Annotated in this window: 16 protein-coding genes; 6 read left to right on the top strand and 10 right to left on the bottom strand. The window is 73.4% G+C overall.

Annotated elements, in window-relative coordinates:
• Nucleotides 1-75 precede the first annotated feature (75 nt).
• From ACLJN9_RS17195 to ACLJN9_RS17180, 4 genes are read left to right on the top strand one after another with little or no spacing between them, the layout of a single operon-like run.
• Nucleotides 76-3,258, top strand: a complete 3,183-nt coding sequence (locus ACLJN9_RS17195) for an FtsX-like permease family protein (RefSeq protein ID WP_410812358.1) — start codon at nt 76-78, stop codon at nt 3,256-3,258.
• 49 nt (nt 3,259-3,307) lie between these two features.
• Entirely contained in the window at nt 3,308-6,013 is a 2,706-nt protein-coding gene (locus ACLJN9_RS17190) for a hypothetical protein (protein ID WP_410812357.1), read from the top strand.
• A 1-nt stretch (nt 6,014) separates the two neighbouring features.
• Nucleotides 6,015-7,010, top strand: coding sequence for an ABC transporter ATP-binding protein (locus tag ACLJN9_RS17185; RefSeq protein WP_410812356.1), 996 nt, complete (start codon nt 6,015-6,017; stop codon nt 7,008-7,010).
• Between the two features lie 11 nt (nt 7,011-7,021).
• Nucleotides 7,022-7,747, top strand: a complete 726-nt coding sequence (locus ACLJN9_RS17180) for an ABC transporter ATP-binding protein (RefSeq protein ID WP_410812487.1) — start codon at nt 7,022-7,024, stop codon at nt 7,745-7,747.
• Between the two features lie 850 nt (nt 7,748-8,597).
• Here ACLJN9_RS17180 and ACLJN9_RS17175 read toward each other — a convergent pair.
• From ACLJN9_RS17175 to ACLJN9_RS17165, 3 genes are all read right to left on the bottom strand, one after another.
• A complete protein-coding gene (locus ACLJN9_RS17175; RefSeq protein ID WP_410812355.1) occupies nt 8,598-9,050 on the bottom strand; it encodes a GNAT family N-acetyltransferase in 453 nt (150 codons plus the stop codon).
• An 88-nt stretch (nt 9,051-9,138) separates the two neighbouring features.
• Nucleotides 9,139-10,710, bottom strand: coding sequence for an alpha/beta hydrolase (locus tag ACLJN9_RS17170; RefSeq protein ID WP_410812485.1), 1,572 nt, complete (start codon nt 10,708-10,710; stop codon nt 9,139-9,141).
• 58 nt (nt 10,711-10,768) lie between these two features.
• Entirely contained in the window at nt 10,769-11,884 is a 1,116-nt protein-coding gene (locus ACLJN9_RS17165; protein WP_410812353.1) for an ATP-dependent DNA ligase, read from the bottom strand.
• 135 nt (nt 11,885-12,019) lie between these two features.
• Between ACLJN9_RS17165 and ACLJN9_RS17160 the strand changes: the two genes are divergently transcribed.
• Nucleotides 12,020-12,232, top strand: a complete 213-nt coding sequence (locus ACLJN9_RS17160; protein WP_410812351.1) for a hypothetical protein — start codon at nt 12,020-12,022, stop codon at nt 12,230-12,232.
• Here the strand turns inward: ACLJN9_RS17160 and ACLJN9_RS17155 are convergent.
• Entirely contained in the window at nt 12,201-12,713 is a 513-nt protein-coding gene (locus ACLJN9_RS17155) for a GNAT family N-acetyltransferase (RefSeq protein ID WP_410812350.1), read from the bottom strand. The two genes, ACLJN9_RS17160 and ACLJN9_RS17155, sit on opposite strands and share 32 nt — an antisense overlap.
• Before the next feature lie 95 nt (nt 12,714-12,808).
• Here ACLJN9_RS17155 and ACLJN9_RS17150 point away from each other — a divergent pair, with 95 nt between their 5' ends.
• Entirely contained in the window at nt 12,809-13,312 is a 504-nt protein-coding gene (locus tag ACLJN9_RS17150) for a DUF1990 family protein (RefSeq protein ID WP_410812349.1), read from the top strand.
• 11 nt (nt 13,313-13,323) lie between these two features.
• Here the strand turns inward: ACLJN9_RS17150 and ACLJN9_RS17145 are convergent, their stop codons facing one another.
• The 6 genes from ACLJN9_RS17145 to ACLJN9_RS17120 form a co-directional block, all read right to left on the bottom strand.
• Nucleotides 13,324-14,244, bottom strand: a complete 921-nt coding sequence (locus tag ACLJN9_RS17145) for a DNA-3-methyladenine glycosylase family protein (RefSeq protein WP_410812348.1) — start codon at nt 14,242-14,244, stop codon at nt 13,324-13,326.
• A 175-nt stretch (nt 14,245-14,419) separates the two neighbouring features.
• Nucleotides 14,420-15,067 carry a hypothetical protein gene (locus tag ACLJN9_RS17140; RefSeq protein ID WP_410812347.1) on the bottom strand — a complete coding sequence of 216 codons (648 nt, stop codon included), beginning with the start codon at nt 15,065-15,067 and terminating at the stop codon, nt 14,420-14,422.
• 207 nt (nt 15,068-15,274) lie between these two features.
• Nucleotides 15,275-16,057 (bottom strand): anti-sigma factor family protein, encoded by a 783-nt coding sequence (locus ACLJN9_RS17135; RefSeq protein WP_410812346.1) that lies wholly within the window; start codon nt 16,055-16,057, stop codon nt 15,275-15,277.
• On the bottom strand, nt 16,054-16,746 hold the full coding sequence (locus ACLJN9_RS17130; protein WP_410812345.1) for a sigma-70 family RNA polymerase sigma factor: 693 nt from the start codon (nt 16,744-16,746) through the stop codon (nt 16,054-16,056). The genes ACLJN9_RS17135 and ACLJN9_RS17130 overlap by 4 nt, the downstream gene beginning before the upstream one ends.
• 126 nt (nt 16,747-16,872) lie before the next feature.
• The gene (locus ACLJN9_RS17125; protein ID WP_410812343.1) at nt 16,873-17,730 is read right to left on the bottom strand and encodes a spermidine synthase; all 858 of its coding nucleotides are present in this window, start codon (nt 17,728-17,730) and stop codon (nt 16,873-16,875) included.
• Between the two features lie 18 nt (nt 17,731-17,748).
• Nucleotides 17,749-18,708 carry a hypothetical protein gene (locus ACLJN9_RS17120; RefSeq protein WP_410812342.1) on the bottom strand — a complete coding sequence of 320 codons (960 nt, stop codon included), beginning with the start codon at nt 18,706-18,708 and terminating at the stop codon, nt 17,749-17,751.
• Between the last annotated feature and the right edge of the window lie 87 nt (nt 18,709-18,795).

Here is an 18,795-nt window from a genome sequence, read left to right as displayed (position 1 = left end):
AACGGACGCGAACCTTTCCCGGTGGGTGACCTGTCTTGAAGGTCGTCGGCCCGTCAGGGCCAGGGGAGGCGTCGGATGAAGCTGGTGTGGAGGCGGGCCCGCGAGGCGCGGGGTCTGCTGGTAGCCGCGGTGATCGCCGCTCTGGTCGCCGTCGCTCTGGTCACCGGTCTGTCCGACTACAACCGTCGGGCGGTGGACGCCGGGCAGCGGGCGCTGGTGGCGGCCTCGCCGGCCGAGGAGCGCGGCCTACTGGTCAGCGGCTCCGGCGGGCGCGACGCCGCCGAGTTCGTCACGCGGGACAGGGCGGTCCGGGCCGAGTTCGCCGGCGGCCTCGCCGGCCTTCCGGTCACCGTCGTCGCAGCCCGGTACGGCACGGGCCGGGAGTTGACCGACGACCTCGGGTCGGTGCCCCGCACCCGCGACGAACCGATCTTTGCGAACCTGGCCACCTTCGACGACCTGGCCGGGAACGCCGACCTGACCAGCGGGGCGTGGCCGATTTCCGGCGCGAATCCGGTCCAGGTGACCCTGCCGGAGCGGGTTGCCGCAGCACTGGGTCTGACCACCGGGGAACGGATCCGCCTACGCGACCGATCCACCGAGCGGGCCGGCGAGGTGGTGCTCTCCGGCACCTGGCGGCCCCGCGACCCCGACGCCGCGTACTGGCTGCTGGCCCCCGGGGTGGGCACGGGCAGCGCCGGCTCCGACACCTCGTTGGGGCCGTTCGCTCTGGACCCCGCCGACTTCGCGACCATCTTCCCCGGCGCGGTGTCCGCGTCCTGGCTGGCCGAACCGGACCTCGCCAGCGTCGACGCCGCCCGCCTGCCCGCCGTACGAGTGGCCATCACAACGGCCGCCGCGGCGGTGCCCGAGGTCGCCCAACTGGGCACCTCGGGGCAGACGGCGACGAAGATGGAACGGCTGCTGGACCGGATCGGCCGCGCCGACCTGGTGGGCCGCTCCGCGCTGGCCACCCCGCTGCTGCTCATCCTGGTGCTCGGCGGGTACGCGCTGGTGCTGGTCGCCGCCCTGCTGCACGAGGACCGCCGCCCGCAGACCGCGCTGTTGCGCGCCCGCGGCGCAGCCCGCAGACAGTTGGCCGGGCTGGCCGCCCGCGAAGCCACCCTGGTGGTCGCCCCCGCCGCCCTGCTCGGCCCGGTGATCGCCGCGGAGGCGCTGCGGTACGTCCGGCCCGGCGGGTCGGACGACCTCTCCGCCGGTGGCAACACCACGCTCATCTGGGCGGCGGCCGCGGCAACCGCCGCCGGCTGCCTGGTGGCCATGGTCGCGCCGACGCTGCGCGGCGCGGGCACGTACGTGGCCGACATGGCCGCCCGGTCCCGGCCGAACCGGGCCGCGAGCGTCCAGCGGACCAGCATCGACCTGGTGCTGGTGGTGCTGGCACTGCTCGCCTGGGTGCAGCTGCGCCGGTACGCCTCTCCGCTGGCCGGCTCCGGTGGCCGGCTCGGGATCGACCCGCTGCTGGTCGCCGCCCCGACGCTCGGCGTGCTGGCTGGCGCCGTCGTGGCACTGCGGGTGCTCCCGCCACTCACCCGGTTCGCCGAGCGGTTCGTCGACCGGCGTCCCTGGACGGCCACCATGCTCGGGATGTGGCAGGCCGGCCGACGTCCACACGCGGGTCCGGTGCTGTTGCTCGCCCTCGCCGTGGGCGGCAGCACCCTGGCCTGGTCGCTGATCAGCACGGGGGAGCGGTCCCAGGTCGAGCAGGCCAACCACTCTGTCGGCGCCGACCTGCGGGTCACCGAGCGCAACGGCTCCGCCCCGCCGAACAGGGCCGCCCAGATCACCGCGCTGCCGGGCGTGCACCGGGCGTTGCCGGCGTGGCGCGACGAGGTCCGGGTCGGGCGGGGCGATCTGCCGGTGACGGTGATCGGCCTCGACCCCGCCAACGCGGCCGGTGTCGTCCGGCTCGCCGACCGGCTCAGCGACGGAGGAGTGGCGGACCAGTATCGGCGAATGGTCGCGGCCCGGGGCACCCCCGCCGGCCTCGAACTACCCGCTGGCAGTCGTGCGGTCAGCGGGACGGTCCGCACCCCGGTGACCAGGGCCGTCCGACCGCACCGGGTCGCGGTGACACTGCTGGTGACCAGCGCGGACGGGCTCGCCTTCCGGCTGCCGGCGGTCGACGCTCCCAGCGACGGTCAGGCCACGGCGTTCAGCGTGCAGCTGCCCGACGTGGGCGGGGCGCGGCTGCGGGTGGCCGGGTTCGAGGCCGACGGTGGGCCGGCCTCCGGCACGTCGTACCGCCTCCAGGTGGATCGCCTGGCGGTGGTCGGCGCGGACGGTTCGGCCCGGCCGGCGGAGCTGACCGGTGACTGGGTGGTGAGGACAGCGGGGCAACCATCCCGGCCGGCCGAGTCGAGCCCCACCGGGGTCACCGCCCAACTGCCTATGGAGCTGATTCCAGGCGGTCAGTACGCCTACCAGCCGTCGACCCGGTTCGCCATCGTGCCGGGCGGGCAGGTCGCGCCGGCCCCGGTGCTGATGACCCCTCGGGTTCGCGAGGCGCTGAGCATGCGTACGGGCGACACCGCCACGCTGGCACTCTCGGGAGCGTCGGTGCCGGTCACGCTGGTCGGAGAGCTGACGTCGGTGCCGACCACCACCGGGGAGGGCGTTCTGCTGGACCTGCCCGGCGCGGTCGACGCGCTGATCAAGGCCGGCGGCACCGTCCGCTCGGTGTCGGAGTGGTGGGTCGGCACCGACGACGCGGCGGCCGCAGCCCAGTCGGCCAGTGCACTGCCCGGGGTCACCGTGCTCGAGCGGGCGACGGTGATCGAGTCGGCCGCAGAGGACCCGTACTGGCAGGGTTCCCGCACCGGGATGCTCGCGGCGGCGCTCGGTGCGGTGCTGCTCGCCCTGGTCGGTCTTCTGGTGGATGTGTGGGCCACCGCCCGGCACCGGCTGGGTGAGTTCGCGGTGCTGCACACCCTCGGTGCCACGCCCCGGCTGCTGGCCCGGGCGTTGCTCGCCGAACAGACGTTCCTCGCGGGCATCGGCGTGGGGGTCGGGCTGCTGCTCGGGGCCGCGGTGGGGGCCACCATGGCCCCGCTGGTCGTGCTCACCCCGGCCGCCGGCCGCCCGGTGCCCCCGGCGACCTTCGAGCTGCCCTGGGTGCCGGTCGGCGCGACCGCGGTCGGTCTGCTGCTGGCGGCGCTCGCCAGCAGCGCGTTCATCGCCACCGGCATCCGGCAGCGGGTGGCGGCGGTGCAGCTGCGGATCGGGGGAGAACGATGAGGGGGCGCGATGTGCGACCCGGTGACCGGGCACGACGGGGGAGTACCCGATGAGCATCGGTGCGGCCGTCCGGCGGGTCCGGGCGTACGGCGGGCAGTTCCTGCTCCTGGCGGTGCTGACACTGGTGGTCATGCTGCTGGTCAGCGGAGTGCCCCGCCTGGTCAACCGGCTCGGCGAACAGGGCCTGCGGGCGCAGCTCAACAGTGAGCCGGCCGCCCGCCGGGACCTCTCGTACACCTCCGGCGTGATGGTGATCGAGTCCAGGAAGTCGGCCATGGGCGGCGCCCGAGGGCAGTTCGACGCCTTGGCCGAGCAGATGCCGCCGAAGGTGCGCTCGGCGGTGGCCCAGCGGTGGTACAGCGTGGAAGCCCCGTCGGCCCGACTGGTCGGCCCCGATCTGAAGGCGCGCAACCTGCTCGTCGACCTGGGCCTGCGGGCCGTGCCGGGCGTCCAGGAGGCCAGCACCCTCGTCGAGGGGTCGTGGCCGAGCGAGACGTACGTCCCGGACCGGCCGATCGAGGTGGCGCTCGACGCCGACGTGGCCCGCAAGCTCAACCTGCGGACCGGCAGCCGACTGCAGATCGGCGAGGCCACGCAGACCGGCATCACCAGGGCGGCCCCGGTCGTGGTGGTCGGGCTGTTCCGCCCCGTGGACCGCGAGGACGGCATCTGGGACGGACTGCCACCACTGCTGCGGGTCGTCGCACCGCTGGGCGACGGCGAGCCGTTCACTGCCGTGGGTGTGACCGCCAACGTCACCATCGACAAGCGGGCCGCGGCCGGTTGGCCGGTGCGATCCGACTGGCGTTACCGGCTGGGCGTCGACCGGATCGATGCGCGCCAGCTGAATCAGCTGATCGACGGCCTGCAGGTGATGCAACGCGACGTCACGCCCCCGCTCACACTGACCCAGGGCGTCGACGTCCCGCTGCGTGCGTTCGCCGCCCAGCTGAACTCGGCCCGGACCCTGCTGGCGGTGATCTCGGCGGGCGTGCTGGCCACCCTGGCCGGGCTGATCGTGCTCGCGGCGATCCTCGCCGCCCGACGGCGCCGCACTGAGTTCGCGCTGCTGCGCGCCCGTGGGGGAGCGGCCACCACAGGCGCCCGGCGCAGTCTCGCCGAGTCGCTGCTGGTGGTACCCGTCGCCGCCGTCCTTGGCTGGTGGCTGGGCACCCTGTTCCCCGGTGCGCCGGACCCGACCGCGCCGTACGCCATCGCGGCGACCGTGCTGGTCACCCTGGCGCTGCCGCTGGCCACACTGGCCCTGCCGGGCAGCGGGGATGCCCGCCGTGACCTGGTCCGGGTGCGCCCGTCGGCCCGCCGACTCACCGTGGAGGTGTTCCTGCTGCTGCTGGCCGGGCTCGCCACGGTGCTGCTCCGTCGACGCGGACTCACCCTCGGTGAGGTGGATCCGCTGCTGGTGTCGGTGCCCGTGCTGCTCGCGGTCGCCGCGGCGGTGCTCGCGCTGCGCGCGTACCCCTGGCCGTTGTTGCTGGTCAGTCGCCTGGCGGCGCGGACCCGCGGCAGCGTGACCTTCCTCGGGACGGCGCGGGCCGGCCGGTCCGCCGTCGCGGCCCCGCTGGTCGTCGTGGTGCTGGCGATCGGTACCGCGGCGTTCTGCGCCGTGGTCGCCGCCGGTGTCGACGCCAGCCGGAACCGGGCCGCCGAGCAGGCGGTCCCGGCCGACGCCCTGATCCGGGGTGAACGGTTGGCCCCGGACACGATCGACGAGGTGGGCCGCCTGCCCGGGGTCCGTGCCGCCACCCGGTTGCTGAACGAGCCGGCTGATCGGCTGGCCACCGACGAGTTCGGCACCGACGCACAGGTCGCTCAGGTGACCGTGCTCGTGGTCGACGCGCCGGGGTTGGTCACGGTGACGCGGGAGTCCGGCGTGGACCTGCCGGTGTCATCCGCGCTGCGTACCGCCCGGGCCGAAGCGGGGCCGCTGCCCGCGGTCGTCTCCCCGGCCGTCGCCGCCGACCTGGCCCGCGACGGGCTGAACGGCTCGGCCTTCGCTTCGGTGCAGGGCCAGCGGTACGAGTTCCGGGTCGCCGACACCGCGGAGAGCTTCCCACTGCTGCCGACGGACACCAACCGGTTCGTCATCCTGCCCTGGCAGGCGCTGCCCGCGCGGAACACCACGCCCGTGCCGACCGGCGTGCTGGTCGCCGGGGACCGGTTGAACGCGGACGTGCTGCGTCAGGCCGGTGACCAGGGACAACTGCGCTACCAGCAGACAGGGTCGGTGACAGCCCGGGAACGGCCGACCGGTGTGACGGTCTCCACCCGGTCGGACGTCCGACGGAAGTTGGGTGACGGCGGCGCGAACGGGGTGCTGGCCTTCGGGTTCGTGGCTGGCGCGGTCGGTGGCACCGTGCTCGGGCTGCTGGCCGTCGCGTTCATCGTGCTGGCCGGCGCGCGGGCCAGGGGCCAGGTGCTGTCCCGGCTGCGGACCCTCGGCCTGTCCCGCGGGCAGTGGCGAGGGCTGCTGCTGGTCGAACTGGCCCCGCTGGTCGGGGTGTCGGTGCTGACCGGCGCGCTGGTCGGGGCGGTGCTGCCGCTGCTGCTCAACCCGGTGCTCGGCCTGTCCGCGTTCACCAGCGGCATGCCGGTCCGGGTGGCCTTCGAGCCTGGCCTGGTCGCCGCCGTGGTCGCGCTCGGGGCGATCGCCCTCGGCTTCGCGGTCGCCGTCGAGGCCCTGAACAACCGCCGGTTGCGCCTCGGCGAGGTGCTCCGGCTCGGAGAGGAGAGCTGAGATGACCGCTACCACCCAGACTCCACTGGCGCCCGACCTGGCCGGTCTGCAACAGCGGGCCGCGCAACGGGCCGCCGAGCGGGCCGGCGGTCAGGACCGCCTGCGCGGGCACATCGTCTGCGACGGCCTGGTGCGCATCTTCAAGACCGAGGGGGTGGAGGTGGTCGCCCTGCAGGGGCTCGACCTGGTCATCGACCGGGGGGAGCTGGTCGCGATCGTCGGTGCCTCCGGCTCGGGAAAGTCGACTCTGCTCAACATCCTCTCCGGCCTGGATACCCCGACCGCCGGCATCGCCCGGGTGGCCGACTACGACCTGCTCTCGCTGTCGGCGAAGCGGCGGTTGAGCTACCGGCGCGAGCTGGTCGGGTTCGTCTGGCAGCAGACCGGCCGCAACCTGCTGCCGTACCTGAGCGCGTTGGAGAACGTCGAACTGCCGATGCAGTTGGCCGGAAAACGTGGCCGCAAGGCCCGTCGGGAGCGGGCCCGGGAGCTGCTCGACATGGTCGGCGTGGGCTACTGCGCGGATCGGCGGCCGGGGCAGCTCAGCGGCGGCGAGCAGCAGCGGTGCGCCGTGGCGGTGGCGGTCGCCAACGACCCGGAGGTGCTCTTCGCCGACGAGCCGACCGGCGAGCTGGACGAGGCTACCGGCGCCGAGGTCTTCGGGGCGCTGCGCACCATCAACGCCGAGCTGGGCGTGACCATCGTCGTGGTCACCCACGACCAGGCCGTGGCCACGCAGGTCCGCCGGACCGTCGCGATCCGCGACGGCCGGACCGCCTCGGAGGTACGCCGGACCGCGCGGGTCGGCGCCGACGGCAACACCGAGTTGATCAGCGAGGAGTACGCGGTGCTCGACCGCAACGGTCGGATGCAACTGCCGGCCGCGTTCGTCGACGCGCTCTCGTTGAAGGAGCGGGTTCGGCTCGATCTGGAGCCCGACCATGTGCAGGTACGGCCCGGTGACCGGGCCTCGCACGAACGGGAGGCAGGGGAATGAGCCGTCGGAACATGGTGGTGAGCGGCACGACCGGGCTCGGTGGTGTGTCCGCGGCCGACCCTGCCGAGGTGGTCCGGGTCAGCGGTGTGAGCCGGACCTTCGGCCGGGGCGAGCACGCCGTGCACGCCGTACGGGACGTCTCGTTCAGCGCCGACCGGGGCGAGCTGGTCGCCGTACGAGGTCGTTCCGGTGCCGGCAAGACCACCCTGTTGAACGTGATCGGCGGGCTGGATCGACCGAGCAGCGGGCAGGTGGTGGTCGCCGGGCACGAGGTGACAACGGCTGGCGAGGCGGAGCTGCTGCGGCTGCGCCGGGGCACCGTGGGGTTCGTGTTCCAGACGTTCGGGCTGGTGCCGATCCTTTCCGCCGCCGAGAACGTGGGCGTCCCACTGCGCCTGGCCCAGGTGCCCGCCGCCGAACGGGAGCAGCGGGTTGCGGTGCTGCTGGAGCTGGTCGGCCTCGGTGGGCACGCGGCCCAGCGCCCGTACGAACTCTCCGGCGGGCAGCAGCAGCGGGTCGCGGTGGCCCGTGCGCTGGCCAACGAACCGGACCTGCTCATCGCCGACGAGCCCACCGGTCAGCTCGACTTCGAGACGGGACGGTCCATCATGGACCTACTGCGCGCGGTGGTGCACGCCCGCGGCATGACGGCGCTGGTGGCCACGCACGACCCGGCCCTGATCGACCTCGCCGACCGGGTGCTCACCCTGCGCGACGGCCGCCTGGTCGACGCCTGACCACCGCCGGACCTGTTCTCCGATCGCTGAATGGCCGCTGCCCGCCTTAGGTCTGCTCCTCCTAGGTCTGCGTCGCCCGGTTCTGCTCCGCCCGGTTCTGCTCTGCCCGGTTCTGCTCCGCCCGGTTCTGCTCCACCCGGGTGTGCGCTGCCCGGGTGTGCGCTGCCCGGGTGTGCGCTGCCCGGGTCTGCTTGCCCAGCGGGTCTGCCTACGTGAGCGGGCCGTTGTTCGTCGCGGCTGCGCGGCGGCTGCGCGGCTGCCGGGTTAGCGGGGTGGCGGGGCGGCGAGGGTGGCGGGGTGGTGCGCGCATGCTTTGGAACTGATGTCGTAAACGGATCGGTCTTTGCCCTGCCGCGTGCCAGTGTGCGAGCGTGTTGCTGTTGCTGTTGCTGTTGCTGTTGCTGTTGCTGCTCGTTGGTCGCGGGCGTCGGTCGGGGAGGGCGTTGGGCGCGGGCGTCGGTCGGGGAGGGCGTTGGTCGCGGGCGTTGGGCGTTGGACGTCGGGTGTTGGGCGTTCGGTCAGCCGCTGACGACCTCGCTGGGCCGGGCGTGGGGCGTGGGGCGTTGGGCTCCGAGCGTCGGGCGCTTGACGTCGGTGCGATGACCGGCGTCGGGGCGGGTGGGGCGCGGCGTTGAATCGTCTACGACATCAGCTCCACAGCGTCCGAACAGTGGTGGCATGGTGCCGCCCGCGGGCCGGCTCGTCGACGACTCCAGCTCCAGAATGGGTTAGCGGAATGGTCCCGCTCGACCGCCGGCTCGTTGGCGACATTCGCCCCGGGGCGCCTGAGCAGTGGTGGGACGGTGCCGCCCAACGTCGGAGTCAGCGTTCATTCTTCGGCCGCTGGCGGTCAGAGCGGGAGCTTCATTCCCTCGTGGCTGGCCACGAAGCCGAGGCCCAGGTAGAAGCGGTGGGCGTCGTGGCGGGACTTGTCGGTGGTGAGCTGCACCAATGCGCAGCCGCGCTGCCGGGCCTGTTCGATGGCCCAGGTCATCAGGTCCCGGCCCAGCCCCTGGCCGCGTCGGTCGGAGCGGACCCGGACCGACTCGATCAGAGACCGCTCGGAGCCGTGCCGACCGAGGCCCGGGATGTAGGTGATCTGTAGGCAACCGACCAGTTCGTCGTCCTGCTCGGCCACGATCAGCTGGTTGCGCGGATCGGCGGTGATGGCCGCGAACGCCCTCTCGTAGGCATCGTCAACCTCGGTGACATCGCGGGCCTTGCCCAGGACGTCGTCGGCGAGCAGGGCGAGAAGGGCAGGCAGGTCCTGCCGGGCCGCCTCCCGGTAGATCACATCGGTCATTCGGTGAGCGTGGCACAGCGACTGCCACGCATGGGTCGGTGCCACGGCAGGGAATCGAGCTGCTAGCCGCTGCCGCCGACCCGGCCGGTCACTTGGCCGGGCAGCGGAGCCCCTCCCTGGGAACGGTCAGGTCGATCAGGTAGGCGTCGACCGCGACGGTGATGCAGGAGGTCTGCGGGTACGCGGTGTGCCCCTCGCCCTCCCAGGTGAGCACCCGGCCGACGCCCAGCATCGAGGCGAGCCGCGGGGTCTGCTCGTACGGAGTCGCCGGGTCGCCGGTGGTGCCCACCACCACGATCGGCGGCGCGCCGTTGGCCTGACCGGTCGGGTACGGGTCCCGTGCGCCCGGCCACTCGACGCAACTCAGCAGGCCGACCGCCAGCGCCGGCCCGAACAGGGGATATTTCGTGCGCCACTGCGACTGCAACTGGCGGATCTGCGCCCGGCTCGGCTTCTCGGTCTCGTCAGCACAGTTGATGGCGAGGTTGGCGTCGAACAGGTTCGAGTAGTGCCCGTCGCTCTCCCGGCCGGCGTACGCGTCGGCGAGCCGGAACACGTCCTTCGGGTCGCCGTCGGCCAGCCGGTCGATCGCACCGGCCAGCTCCTGCCAGCCGGACTCGGTGTAGAGCGACGAAATGACCGCGTAGAAGATCCAGCCGGCGGTCGCCTCCCGCCCGTTCGCGCCGCGTACCGGGGAGACCTTGGCCTTGTCGATGGCCGTGGTGACGGCCGCGCGCGCGTCCGGTGCGATCGGGCAGCGGTCGGCGGTCGCGGCGCACCAGCGGGTGAAGTTGTCGAAGGCCCGCTCGAAGCCGCGGGCCTGGCTCTCCGAGCCGGCCACCAGCCCCTGCTTCGGATCGACCGCGCCGTCGAGCACCAGCGCCCGCACCCGCTGCGGATAGAGCTGGGCGTAGGTGGCGCCGAGCAGGGTGCCGTACGAGTAGCCCAGGTAGGTGAGCTTGTCGTCGCCGACGGCGGCGCGGACCGCGTCCATGTCCCGAGCGGCCTGCTCGGTCGCGTAGAGCGGCAACTGGTCGCCGTACCGGTCGCCGCAGCCGCGCCCGATCCGCTGACTCAGCCCCACGAAGCCGTCGAACCCCGACTGGCTGGTCGGATCCGGGTCGTAGCCGAAGCTGGCATCCAGGTCGGCGTCGGAGATGCACCTGACCGGGCTGGACCGGGACACGCCGCGCGGGTCGAAGCCGACGATGTCGAAGCGTTGCGTGATCGCGGCGGGCAGCCCGCCGAACTGGGAACCGAAGGAGAGGTAGACGGCGGTGTCGACGCCGGAGCCGCCGGGGCCGCCCGGGTTGACGACCAGCGAGCCGAGCCGGTCCCGCTGTTTGGTGGACCGGGCCCGCAGCAGGGCGATCTCGAAGGTCTGCCCCGCGCCCGGGCCGGCGGTCGCCCCGCCACCGGTGCCCCAGTCGCGCGGCACGGCGATCTTGGCGCACTCGTAGCGCATGTCCGGTGCGCTCCGCCCGACCAGTTCGTCAGCCACCTCCGGGCAGGCCCGCCAGGTCGGCGAGCTGCCGGTCGGCGCCGCCGCACCCTCCACTTCGGTGCGTGGGGCGAACGCCGGCAGAGTGCAGCCCGCGGTGAGCAGCGCGGCCACGGCGAAGGCGACGATCGTACGACGGACCCGGCGACTGGTCGCCATCCGAGGTTGGTCGGCGGTGCGGGTCACGTGGTCCTCCGGAGTCGGGTCGACGGCCAGGCTACGCCGGGCCGGTGGAGTCCCGGACCACGGTGGCCGCCGGGTCGCCCCGCAGCACCTGGTCCACGTCGAAGCGGATCGGACGGTCGAGCTGGTCGTAGCCGCAGGAACGGGGATCGCGGTCGGGCCGCCACCGGACGAACTGGGCGGTGTGCCGGAAACGTTCGCCCTCCATCGCGTCGTAGCCCACCTCGACGACCAGCTCCGGGCGCAGCGGCTCCCACTCCAGGTTCTTGGTGCCGGTCCACCGGCTCACCCCGCCCGGGATGCGTTGGCCGCGCTCATGGTCGCCGTGCACCCACGGGTGCTCGCCGCCGGTGTCCCGATACGGCGCCAGCTCGTCGAGCAGCTCGGCCCGCCGGGTCATGCTGAACGAGGCGCTCACGCCCACGTGGTGCAGCACACCCGCGTCGTCGTAGAGGCCCAGCAGCAGCGAGCCGACCACCGGGCCGGACTTGTGCCAGCGGAAGCCGGCGACCACCGCGTCCGCGGTGCGCGCGTGCTTGACCTTGAACATCAGCCGCTTGCCCGGCTCGTAGGGCAGGTCCGCCGGCTTGACGATCAACCCGTCCAGCCCGGCGCCCTCGAAGACGTCGAACCAGCGGCGCGCGGTCTCGGGGTCGGTGGTGACCTGGGTGACGTGCACGGGCGGCCGCACCCCGGCCAGGGCCTCGACCAGGCGCTCCCGGCGGTGCGGGTAGGGCTTGTCGACCAGGGCCTCGTCGCCGACGGCCAGCAGGTCGAAGGCCACGAAGTCGGCCGGAGTGGTCTCGGCCAGCAGCTTCACGCGGGAGGCGGCCGGGTGGATGCGCTGCGCCAGCAGCTCGAAATCCAGCCGCGGTTGCCCGCTCGGCCCGTCCCGCCGGATCACGATGAGCTCCCCGTCGACCGCGCACCGCTCGGGCAGCTGCCGGCGGGCCTGCTCGACCACCTCGGGGAAGTAGCGGGTCATCGACTTGCCGCCCCGGCTGGCCAGCTCGACCTCGTCGCCGTCGCGGAACACGATGCACCGGAACCCGTCCCACTTGGGCTCGTAGGTCACCCCGGGCGTGGTGGGCAGCTTGGGGACGCTCTTTGCCAACATCGGCTCGACCGGAGGGTTGATCGGCAGGTCCACGGCGACCAGTCAACCAGACGGTGCCGACAGTCGTGAGGCAGATCACCGTCGGTGCCGGGGCTGCGTGTCCGCCGGCGCGCCGCTCGTCCTGAGCGGGCGAATCAGACAACCGCAGGTCAGAGCTAGTTTCGCGAGATGTCCGAGTGGGTCTGTGACTGCTGCGGGCGGTGGCGGGTCAGCGTCGAGCTGATCCGGGGCCGCTACCGGTACCGCCTGATCCGCCGCTATCCCGAGCGGTTCGGCGGCGGAAAGAACGTGCTGGGCGAGGTCGGGTCGGTGCCCGAGCTGGCCGAGCTGCTGCGTCGGCGTACCCCGCTCAGCCTGGCCGACCTGCGCGAAGCCGCCTGATTCGGGCGGCCTCCGCCGCCTTCTCCAGGACCGCCAGCCGGATGCCGTGCCCATCCGGCCGGTGCGCGACGATCTGGTAGCCGTGCCGCTGGTACAACCGCAGGTTTGCGACGCTGTCGGCGCCGGTGAACAGGGTGAAGCGGGCCGCCCGGCCGGCGCAGGCCGCCTCGATCGCGGCGAGCAGCCGTCCCCCGACGCCCCGCCCCTGCTGGTCCGGGGCGACCGAGAGCCGCCCCACGTGCGCGACGTCGCCGTCCAGCTGGGCGCGCACCGAGCCGACCAGCCGGTGCCCCAGCCGAGCGGCCAGCACGGTGGTCGGGCCGGTCAGCACCGCCCGCAGCTCGTCCAGCGTCTCGGTCAACGGCGGCAGGAACGGATCGCTGTAGTGCTGCGCCTCGGTCAGGTAGGCGGCGCGCTGCACGGTGAGGATCTCGCCAGCGTCCGCGACGCCGGCCGGAACGATGCTCGCCTCGACGCTCATCACTGCAGCACATCACAGCCGCCGCCGTCGTCGCCCGGCGGCCCGGCCGTGGCGGCCGTACCCTGGCCCTGTCCGCACGAGGGGGAGGGGAAGCAGTGGCCGAGCTGACGTACCCGGAGGTGGGCCGGACCCGGCACGGACCGCTGCCCGGCGGGTACCACCACCTGCGACACCGGTACCCGCTGCCGGCCGGCTGTTTCGACACCGCGGCCGAGGCGGTGCTGAGCTGGCGTCTGCACCGCGCCGCCGGGGTCCGGATACGCACCGACGCCGCACGGGCCACCGAGGGTGTGCTGGTGACCGCCGGGCTGGGGATCGGGGCGGCCCGCCTCTGGGGGCCCTGCCGGGTGGTCTGGAGCGAGGAGTCGCCGGGGCTCGCCGGCTTCGGCTACGGGACGTTGCCCGGTCACCCGGAGCGGGGCGAGGAGGCGTTCGTGGTCGGCCGCGACGACACCGGCGCGGTCTGGTTCGAGGTACGCGCGTTCAGCCGCCCGGACCGCTGGTTCACCCGAGCCGGCGGGCCCGCCGTCCGGGTCGTGCAGCACGCGTACGCCTGGTGGCTCGGCCGCACCCTGCGCCGGCTCTGCGCCGGCCGCTGACTCCCGGCCGCTCAGAACCGGGCGAACGAGCGGATCGGCGCTCGGGGGCCGTACTTCGGCGCCTGGATGCCGGCGGCCTCCAACAGCAGACAGACCCGCCCGCGGTGGCCCCGGAACGGCTCCAGCAGGGCCAGCATCCGGGCGTCGTCGCCCCGCGGCTCGCCGGCGAGGGCCCAGGCCACGGTGTTCGGAATGTGGAAGTCGCCGACGCTGACCGCGTCCGGGTCCCCGAAGGCGATCCGGACCACCTCGGCGGCGGTCCACGGCCCGATGCCGGCGACAGCGGTCAGCCGGCGGGTGGCCTCGGTGGCATCGGTGCAGCGGTCCAACCGGTCGGCGAGCGCGGCGACGCGGCACAACGTGTCGGCCCGGCGCTGTTCCACCCCGAACGGGTGGAACACCCAGTACGGGGTGGCGGCGATAGCGGCGGCCTCGGGCGGTAGCAGCAGCGGCTGCAGTGGACCGGGTGCCGGCTCGCGGAAGTGTCGCACCATCGCCGCGTACGCCCGGTACGCCTCCTTGCCGGTGACCTTCTGTTCGAAGACCGCCCGCAGCAGCCGGGGAAAAACCTGCCCGGTGGCCGGCATCCGCAGGCCCCGGTGCTCCCGGGCCAGCCGGGCGACCAGAGGATGCGCCGCGGCCAACTCGGTGAACCCGGTCAGGTCGTCGCGGAGCCCGGCGATCCCGTCCGCCCGGGCCAGCACGTGCGCGGCCCCCGGCCCGTAGCCCTCGGCGACCAGGTCACCGCCGGCCGGCCGCAGCGCCAGTGTGGCGGGCCCGTCCGGGGTGCGGGTGGCCCACCAGAAGGCGCCCGCGGCGATGCGGGCGCACGGGTCGTACGGGCTGAACGTCAGCGCGCGGACCGACGCGGCCAGCCGGTAGCCGGCCGGCGGGTGCAGCACCCGGGTCGCGGCGGGCTCGGTGTTGGTCACCCCTGCCACTCTGCCAGGTGCCCCGGTGCAGCCGGTGTCCGCCGTACCGCCATCCCTGCCCTGGCCAGGGGCGGGACGCCGGCACCACCGGTGTGCCGACGTCCCGCGTACGGCGGTGGCCGGTCGCGCCCTCCCCGGCTGCGACCGACCACCGTGCTTTCGTGACGAGCGGAGCTCAGTACGAGTAACCCGAGCCGCCGGCGTCGTTCGAGCCGCTGTCCGCCGGTGGTGCGACCGCCTTCGGCGTGCTGGTCGGCAGGCAGGTCAGGTTCTTCTTGCCGTTCTGGTCGACCACGAACCAGGTGCCGCCGACGGCCTGGCCCTTCCACTGGCCGGGCTTCTTGTCGCCGATGTAGCGGTAGACCGGCCAACCGCCGATGGTGAGCTGGCGGGTACCGTCCTGCCGGGTCACACTGCCGACCTTGTCGTCGGAGAGGTTGGTCAGCTGCGCATTGCCGTCGGTCAGCGCCGGCGGCCACACCTGGGCGCACTTGTCGACGCAGTTCGACGCGGACGGGTCGGCGGTGTCCTTGTCGAAGCGGTACAGGATCCAGCCGTCCTGGTCGGTGACCACGTTGCCCATCCGGGCGACCTTCTTGCTGATCAACTGCTCGGTCAGGTCGGCGTCCGCTGCCGGCGCATCGGCGACCGGAGCCTCCGCGGACGCCGAGGCCTCGGGTTCAGCCGACGCGGTGGGCTCGGCCGCGGCGACGGCGACCGGCTCGGCCGCGCTCGAGTTCGCCCCGTCGTAACCCGCGGGAGCGCAGGCCGTAAGTGCGACCATCGCGCTCGCGACGATGACGGTCCGCTTCATCTGTGCCACGTGCCCTCCTCATTCTTGGCAGTTCACCCATAGGTACGGCGGGCAGGCTGTCAAGGTTGAAGTAGTAACAGTGGTCAATTTCACTTGAGTTGGTTGAACCGATCCGGGTGCCTGTCCGTAGGGCACAGCACGGAAGGAAATTCGATACCACGACAGATCGGCGCCGGCCATTGTGACAATGGTCGGCGCCGACGCGGGGGACGATTCTTACATCGGCACGGTGACCAGCGGGCTGGCCACCCCGTTGCCGTCCACCGACTGCACCTGGAGCTGCTTGATGTCGCCCACCAGGGCCGACGTCGAGGCGCTCAGCTCGAGACCCTGCGGCCGGGTGTTGGTGCCGTAACCGCCCGGCGGCACCGACCAGGTCGAGATCACCTCGGTGGAGCCGTTCTTACGCACCACCAGCAGCCGGCAGATCCGCGGTCCGGGCAGCTTCCGCAGGTTGAAGTTGATCCGGGTGCCGTAGTCCCGGTTGACCATGAACATCGTCGTCTGCACGCCGGTGGTCGGGTCGGTGGCGTCGCGTTGGTCGCCCTCCTCCTCGTTGCCGCCGACCCCGGGGCCGGTCGGCGCCGCAGTCGGCACACTCGTCGGCGGGTCGATCGCCGGCGCGCTCGGCGTCGACTCGGCGAGTACCCCGGGCGAACCGTCGTCGGTCACGCTGACGAAGCCGAACCCGGTCAGGCCACCGAACACCACCACCGCCGCCGCCGTGGCGAGCAGCTGGCGAAACCGGGTGCGCCGCCGGTCCGCCCGAACCGCGACCAGCGTCCGGTCCAGCAGTGCGGGATCGGTGGCGGTCTGCTCCAACGCCATCATCGTCTCGCCGTCGATGCCGGAGAGCAGCCCGACGACCGGCACCATCGTCTCCAGCTCGGCCGCGCACGCCCAGCAGGTCGCGAGATGCTCCTCGAAACGCTCGGTGTCCTGCTCATCGAGTACGCCGAGCGCGTACGCGGCGACGTCCATGTGATCTGGCCGGCTCATTCTGTCACCCCCCGCTCCTGCAGAGCCGTGCGAAGCGCGCGCAGCGCGTAGTAGACCCGCGACTTGGCGGTGCCCAGTGGAAGCCCCAGCTCCTCGGCGGCCTCCGGCACCGTCCGCCCCCGGAAGTACGTCGAGATCAGGATCTCGCGGTGCGACTGGCTCAGCGTACGCAGCGCGTCCGCAACCGTCATCGTGCGCAGCACCCGGTCGGTGCTGTCCGCCTCGGCGAACGCGGTCAGGTCCCGGTCGTACGTCTCCGGCGGCCGGGCCTCCTGGCTGCGATGCTCGTCGATGGCGATGCGGCGGGCCACCGTGACCAGCCACGGCCGCAACGAACCCTGCCCCTGCACACCCAGGCGGTGCGCGTTGCGCCAGGCCCGCAACAGCGTCTCCTGGACGATGTCCTCCGCGCGCTGCCGGTCCCCCCCGGTGAGCCGCATGACGAACATCAGCAGCGGACCGGCGTGCTCGGCGTAGAGCAGGCGGATCAACTGGTCGGAGTGGCTCGCCTCGGTTGACGTCGCCTGATGGCGTCCGGGCGCCGGTCGCGGCGTCACCGGACCATTCTGGCGAGACGTCGTCATGGCGTCGACCCCGCGGGCAGACGTCGTCGGCCTCGACGATGACCGCGAGGACAACCAGTCCGCGCGAACCGCATCGCCGTGCCAACCGGCCGCCACCGCATGCATGCAGACCTCCGGGGTGTCCGTTCCCAACGCAGGCCCACGAGGTGGGCCGCCCGGTGGTACGCAGCGCCACCCCGGGCGGATCAACAAACCGCGAAAAAAGTTCCGCCAGCCCGTCGGACGGACCGGTCAGCGGCGTACGGAGAACAGCCCCGGCGGCGGCGGGTCGGAGCCCGTGGCGTCGGCGTCCCGCACCACCGGCACGCCGCCGACGAAGCGATCCAGGTCGTCGCCGGCCACCACGCGACCAGGAAACCAGTCGCCGGCCGACCGCCTGGTCAGCTCGGGCACCGGGGGCGTGATCCGGCCCGCCACCAGCACCAGGTTGCCGTACCGCCGGCCACGCAGCACCGCCGCGTCCCCCACCAGGCACGCCTGCGGCAGCACCGCGCGGACCGTCGCCACCTGCCCGCGGGCGTGCCGCAGCGGCGGACCATCGGCCAGGTTCGCCAGGTACCAGCCCTCCGGGCGCAGCACCCGGGCCACCTCGGCGGCGTACTCCACCGACGTGAGGTGGGCCGGCGTACGCGCGCCGGCGAAGACGTCAGCGACCACCACGTCGTAGCTGGCGTCCCGGGTGGCGGCCAGCACGGCCCGGGCGTCCTCGACCCGGACCCGCAGTCGGGCGTCGGCCGGCCAGGGCAGCACCCGGCGGACCAGCTCCACCAACGCGCCGTCCACCTCCGACACGCGCTGGGTGGAGCCGGGCCGGGTGGCGGAGACGTATCGGGGCAGGGTCAGCGCGCCGCCGCCGAGGTGCAACACCCGCAGCGGCTCGCCGGCGGGCGCGATCAGGTCCAGTGCGGCGGCCAGCCGCCGGACGTACTCGAACTCCAGGTGGGTGGGGTCGGTCAGGTCGACGTGCGACTGCGGCGCGCCGTCCAGCAGCAGCGTCCACGAGCCCGGCCGGTCCGATGCGGGCACCAGCTCGGCCTGCCCGGTGTCCACCTGCTCGACCACCCGGTCGCCCGCCCGTTTGCGTCCCATCGCGACCAGTATCCGCGCTCAGCGGGCGGCACGGGCCGCGGAGGTCAGTGCCCGGTGCAGCAACCGTGAGTCGCCGAGCAGCGCCCGCAGCCGACGCTCCAGACCCGCGATCGGAACCAGGTTCTGCGGGGCGCGCGGATCCTTGTATGGCGTCGAGGCGAACCGGGGAAGGGTCGCCAGCGACAGGTCCGCCAGCTCGATCGCCGCCTCGACGGGCAGATCGGCGGAACACTCCACCCGCACGATGCCCGCCCACGGCGCACCCAGGGCCACCGGCAGCCGCAGATACCACGACCAGCCACCCCAGGCCGTACCGAGCCGGAACACCGGCGAACGCTCTCCGGACGCCAGGCCGGTCACCACGGCGGTCAACCGGGCGTCGAGGTACTGACTGTGCTGGGTCTTGATGTAGCCGAGCGTGCGAGGCAACTGACGGCGGCTACGCAACGGGCCGTCCACCACCAGCAGATCGCCGTCGACCCGGGCGGCGTCGGAGACCGCCACCTCCAGCGCGGTCAGCGGCCCCTGCACGGCGGCCGGCAACTTGGCCAGCTCACCCGTGCCGCCCACCCGGTGCACCGGGTAGCGGATCGCCTCCGCCACCACGTCCTGCGCCGACGGGCTCGCGGTGAACAGCCCCCGACCGACCCGGGTACCGGCCAACTGCGCGGCACCCCGACCCAGGTCGCAGCGCACCACCCCCGCCGCGTACGAGGCGGCCAGCCCCGGAAACGACCCGCCGTCGGCCTCGGCCGTCCAGATGCTCGCGTCGATCCGCCGCACCCCGTCGACGAGCAGCACCACGTCGGGCGCCCGCACTCCCGGCCGTACCCCGATCGCCCGCCAGTCGACGGCGGGCAGCTCCACGTCCGCGTCGACCTGGGCGCTGCTCGGCGCGGCCGGCCCGGCGGCGGACGCCTCGAACGACGCCCCGTACGCCGGATCCCACGAGTCGACGAAGAACGCCGCGTCGCTCACCGGCCTGACCTTCCGTTCGCGACTGCGGGGCTCCGCTGCGCTGCACTCCTCGCGCTCACCGGTGCCTGCCTTCCGTTCGCGACTGCG

This window comes from Micromonospora sp. 067-2 (assembly GCF_046549295.1).
Lineage (GTDB): Bacteria > Actinomycetota > Actinomycetes > Mycobacteriales > Micromonosporaceae > Micromonospora.
Note: the sequence above shows the minus strand (reverse complement) of the source record. Positions and strands in the feature narration are given on the sequence as shown.